Here is a 4420-nt window from a genome sequence, read left to right as displayed (position 1 = left end):
CCGCATCGACCACGTCCACAGGGCCGTCTGCGCCGCGACCGCGGCCGGCGTCACGCTTGTCGCCGCGGCCGGGAACGACGCGGAGGACGCCGCTAACTATCATCCGGCGGCCTACCCCGAGGTCATCGCCGTCTCGGCGCTGGCGGATTCGGACGGCCGCCCCGGAGGCTTGGGGCCGCCGCCTGCGTGCCTTGCCGGCTCGCTCGACGATCATCTCGCGTTCTTCTCGAACTTCGGGAGCGTCGTCGACATCGCCGCGCCAGGCGTCTGCATCTCCTCGACGTATCCCGGCGGAAGGTACGCGACAAGTTCCGGCACGAGCTTCGCCGCTCCGCTCGTCGCAGGCGCGGCCGCGCTACTCAAGGCGCGCAACCCAAGCTGGTCGCCGCAGACGATCCGCCAGCAGCTGTTGACGACCGCCGAGACGGGACCGATCCCCGGCGACCCGGACGCTTTCTCCGAAGGCGTGCTGAACGTGAGCTCATACTGAAGCAACGGCCTGGTCACGCGCGTCCGAGCTCAGTGGCCCATGAGAACCAGAAGATGCCCCGGCGGTCCGTCCTATGTCGTCCGAGACGGCTGCGAGCATGGCCTTGCTCACGCTACGTCGCCGTTCCGGCGATTTCGAGTTCCGTCCGGGGCCAACCGGGCGGATCTCACTCGTTAGGGAGGAACTTGAGCAGATGGGGCGGACGGTAGAACCCCGCGATTTGGAGGGTCCTTTAGTTATCCAAAGGTAGCGGCGTCGGGACGGCCGCTACGGCGCACCGCGGCGCTCTACGCCGGGGTTATCCACAGGCCAGCACGTTCCCGCGAGGCCGATATCGCCAATAGGTGGTCGTCCGTCCGACTCTGGGCGGATCGTGCCTGCTGCGCCGGGATGACTCGCGATTCCTCTGACTTCGTGTCTTCCCTACGACTTGTCTCCCGGTACGGGAGGTCCGGCTGCCGAGGTGACCTCATAGAAGCCTGCACGGTCGCTCAAAACAGTGCTGTCCCCGGCAGCCGCCTCCTACGACGAAGGAGGATAGGCAGTGGAGTGCGCGGTTGCCGGTCGAAGAAGGGCGTCTGCCCCGACCATCCGGACGCGGGCGTCAACCAGGTGTGGGTCGACGAGCAGCTGAACCCGGGCCTGGTCGACTGGCCGGCGGCGCAGGTCCCGCTGCGCGAGCAGGGGATCTCCTCGTCGGCGGGGTGCGGACGAGGCGCCGGGTGTCCAAGCGCCTCTCGGACGTGCTTGCTGGGCACGACAACACGATCCGTGTGAAGCACCCCTTGCGGCCGCTCGCCGTCGCAATGGCCGGCCGCGACGTCTACGACCCGTACAAGGACTGAGGGCGGCGCAAGCGGCCCTCAGTCGTAGTTGGACGCTGCGGCCCGGCCCTCCGTCAGGGCGACGATCCTGCGAGGGGCCCGATCGTCGCATCGACACGCCGGAGGCCACGCGGGATCGGCGCGGGAGGTACGCGGTAGGCCATCGCTTGCAGAAGAAACCGCTGCGAGATCAGACCATCACCATCCTGCTGCTGAAAGACGCCCGGCGGTCTGGGCCAGTCATCTGCCCTGCGGGCATCTGCGGCTCTGAGCGGGCCTGGCTGGCTACTTCCGGTGCGGGATGAGCGCGGGATGAAGACAGGCCGGCGGTCGATTGCGCCACCGCAGCTAAGGAAAAGAGCCTGATTTGCATGGAGTTTACGGGAGCGACGGGACTCGAACCCGCGACCTCCGGCGTGACAGGCCGGTCTTGGCGATTCAGGGCTCGCCGGATGTAGGCGGGGGTCACCGTCTACAGCAGGACTTTTCGGGGATGACCTTGCTGGGATTGCCGGGGACCTGCAGGAGGTTCCGGCGGCCTCCTGCGGATGTCTGCGGGATGGACTCGTTGCGCGCACCGCAAACTGGCGGATATCTCCGGTACGAGGTCGTTCTCTCGTCCTTCATCGCACTCGAAGCCGCCTCAACGAAAGACGTGGCTATCGGCGGTCGTTGAAGCCGTGGTCGACCATCAAAGCTCTCTCGGCCGCGCGTCGCGAATCCGGTCGACCGCCCAGGTCGGCTGCCTCGGCCGTGAGAAACCGCTGAAACAGGCGGAAACCGTTGCCGCCGGTTGCGACCGCGCCGCCGGCCGGACCGGGCGAGCGTGTCGGCGAACCCGTACGTCGTTGCGGCTCGACAGGCGTCGTGACGAGAGGCCGGTCTTCTCAGTAGAGCATCATCCCCCTATTCGACCCTTGGGCGGATAGCCATTGGGGTCGCGCTCGTCGGTCCCGTGCGCCCGCTCCTTGGCGTTGGAGTGGCCGTCGCCGTCCATGTCGGGATCGCACACGTCACCCTTGCCGTCACCATCGATGTTGGACTGGTCGGCGTTGGCGTGCCTCGGGCAGTTGTCGTCCACGTCGGGCACGCCGTCGCCGTCTGTGTCCGGCCCAACGATCACCGTCCGCGACGTCGCGGCGAGGACCTGCTCTTCGTCCTCCCACTCGATGCGCAGCTCGTGCGTGCCCTCTGCGACCTGCACGGGGATGTCGAAGGTATCCGGGCCGTTGGCCGTGTCCACGTCCTGGCTGGCGGCGAGCACGCCGTCGACGTAGACGTGGACGTGCTCGGTCGCGCCGATCGGGCAGCCGTCGGCTCCGGTGCCGGGCTCGTCCGGGCAGACGTCATCGGGGTCGGCCACGCCGTCGCCGTCGCCGTCCGGGCACCCGGTCGGCGCCACGCCCTGGATGTCGGGGCAGCGGTCGCGGCTGTCGGTGACGCCGTCGCCGTCCGTATCGGGGTCGACGGTCGCGATCAGCGTGTAGGTGACGCCGGTCGCCTGCGTGACGAAGTACGGCTCGACGCGGATCTCGAGTCGACCCTGGACGTCTCCGAGGGCGACGCGCTCGGGGTTGCTCAAGGACGCTCCACCATTCCCGGAGTTCGCCGCCCCTGTCACGTAGAGGTCAAGGTCGTTCGTCCCGGTCTCGTCGATCCACTCCAGGGTGAACTCGACTGTGCTCTTGACCGGCACGTCCAGCGTGAAGCGGTGGCTCGAATCCAGCCCCAGGTCGTCCCTGGTGCCGAAGCTCGAGTCCTGCGGGTAGAACGTGTTCCCGCCCTCGCGCTCGAACCGGATCGGCTCGGAGGCGTAGGGCTCGAGCGTCGGCAGGCCCACCGAGCTCAGCACGTGGGAGTTGGCGACGCCCACCGTCCCGCCGAGCTCCGGTGCCCGGTCGTCGACCACGCCCGTGGTGAGCGCTCCGTAAGCCGTCTGGCTGCTCACGAAGTACGGCGAGACGATGCCGGCCGCGGCCAGGTAGTCACGCGGGACGTGGAACCGCACGGTCTTCGCCGCGAGGTCCCAGCTGGAGGTGCCGGCGGGCATGTAGGCGCCGGCCCCGTTGTCCCAGGTCCTGGGGTTGTTGTCGATCGGGTAGCGGACGAACGAGTCGAGCCTCCGCCCGTCGATGACCACGCTGTAGACCGTCGCGCTCAACACGCTCGTCGTCGGCCAGATGTCGGCGAGCCGCATCGTCACGTCGAGGTGTGTCGCCGTGGCGGCGACGCTGAGATCGAGGATCTCGGTGATGGGCGTGGTCGCGTCGTTGTCCGCGTCGTTGTAGAAGCCCGTCGGTTCCGTCGGGGTCTCGTCGAGCGAGATCCGCTCGACGGTTCCGGTGACGTCGAACGCGCCGTCGGTCGACCTGGCGCCGTCCTCTGGCGAGGTGACGATCAACTCCGGGCGCGTGGAGGCCACCGGCTCCGGCGTCCAGTCCGTGCGCGCCCCCGGAACGGGACCGAGGTCCGGCTGCGGGCAGTCGAGAGGCGAGCCGGTGCCGGACGCGTAGAGGTGGTCGTCAGGGTGCTGGACCTGGAACGGGTTGCCTCCCTGGCCGATCTGGTCGTTGGCGACCAGTCGGTCGGCGCCGTCGACCGTCCCGTCGCCGTTCACGTCGAGGTAACGGCTCATGCGAATGGCCACGCCCTCGACGTCGAGCGTCGAGACGCACTTGTTCAGGCCGGCCGGATCGTCGCTGTACGCCATGATGTCGTTGGTCGGCACCACGCCCCAGGCGCCCTCGGCGCCGTCACCGACGTGACCGATCGTCAGGCAGTGCCCGAACTCGTGGGACACGAGGTCGAAGAGGTTGAAGACGTCGATGTGCTCGGGCGCCGGGTCGATCGCGCCGTTGATCGCGAAGCAGATGTTGCCGCCGGCGCCGCCGCAGTCTTCGACGTACGTTCCGGTCCGCTCTTCATGGTGACTGTCGAAGCCTGGGAGGTTCTCCCAGTACTCGAAGTCGAACGGGTTCTGCACGTTGTGGCACGGCACCAGGTTCTCGTTGGTGAACACGAAGTCCACCGGGTCGACCCCGATGCCCACGCCGCCGACCGGGTTGGTGGCGATCACCACGATCTCCGGGTCCACGATCGGGTAGGT

The 4420-nt window shown here is 68.2% G+C and carries 2 protein-coding genes; one reads left to right on the top strand and one right to left on the bottom strand.

Features of this window, described 5'->3' with window-relative positions:
- On the top strand, positions 1-490 hold a 490-nt coding region (locus tag M3N57_05175; GenBank protein ID MDP9022087.1), incomplete at its 5' end, for a S8 family serine peptidase.
- 1722 nt (positions 491-2212) lie between these two features.
- On the opposite strand, the gene M3N57_05170 is transcribed toward M3N57_05175, so the two are convergent.
- Positions 2213-4420, bottom strand: a 2208-nt coding sequence (locus M3N57_05170) for a thrombospondin type 3 repeat-containing protein (protein MDP9022086.1), incomplete at its 5' end; no start/stop codon positions are given.

The organism is Actinomycetota bacterium, assembly GCA_030776725.1.
Taxonomy (GTDB): domain Bacteria; phylum Actinomycetota; class Nitriliruptoria; order Nitriliruptorales; family JAHWKO01; genus JAHWKW01.
Note: the sequence above shows the minus strand (reverse complement) of the source record. Positions and strands in the feature narration are given on the sequence as shown.